This is a genomic window from Rhodopseudomonas sp. BR0G17 (assembly GCF_010907025.1).
GTDB lineage: Bacteria > Pseudomonadota > Alphaproteobacteria > Rhizobiales > Xanthobacteraceae > Rhodopseudomonas > Rhodopseudomonas palustris_H.
Map to the genome: position 1 here is coordinate 1 of NZ_QUML01000196.1, position 408 is coordinate 408.

Genomic DNA, 408 nt, shown 5'->3' on the forward strand with positions numbered 1-408 from the left:
CGGGGGCTACGTCCTGCCCCCGCGGATCCAGCGCCAGGCGATCGATATCCCGCCGGCGACGCTGTTTGCCACCCAGACCCTGCTCGGCATCGTGTTCGGTCTTTGGGGGCTTGCGCTGGCGCTGCCACTGATGGCGATCGGCCGGGTGGTGATCGACCATCTGCGCGGCGAAGAGCCGGACGAGTCCGCCGCACCGGCCGCCACCGCCCCGATGGCGCTCGCCGTTACACCTGAGACGTAAGCACCGTCTCGGTGTGCTCGACATCCGGCGGCGCTGCGAAGAACCCGCCGACGAGACCGCGCCATTCGGTGAAGTTCTCCGAGCCGCGGAAATCGACAGTGTGGTTTTCCAGCGTCTGCCACTTCACCATCAGCCGGTAACGCTGCGGCTTCTCGATCGACCGATGC

The 408-nt window shown here is 67.4% G+C and carries 2 protein-coding genes; one reads left to right on the plus strand and one right to left on the minus strand.

Annotation, left to right across the window (positions count from 1 at the left end):
• Window positions 1-241: AI-2E family transporter (locus DY467_RS25840; RefSeq protein WP_164639894.1), on the plus strand; the 241-nt coding region annotated here is incomplete at its 5' end.
• Here DY467_RS25840 and DY467_RS25845 read toward each other — a convergent pair.
• A partial coding sequence (locus tag DY467_RS25845) for an antibiotic biosynthesis monooxygenase family protein (RefSeq protein WP_502706464.1) occupies window positions 225-408 on the minus strand: 184 nt, incomplete at its 5' end. The genes DY467_RS25840 and DY467_RS25845 overlap by 17 nt on opposite strands.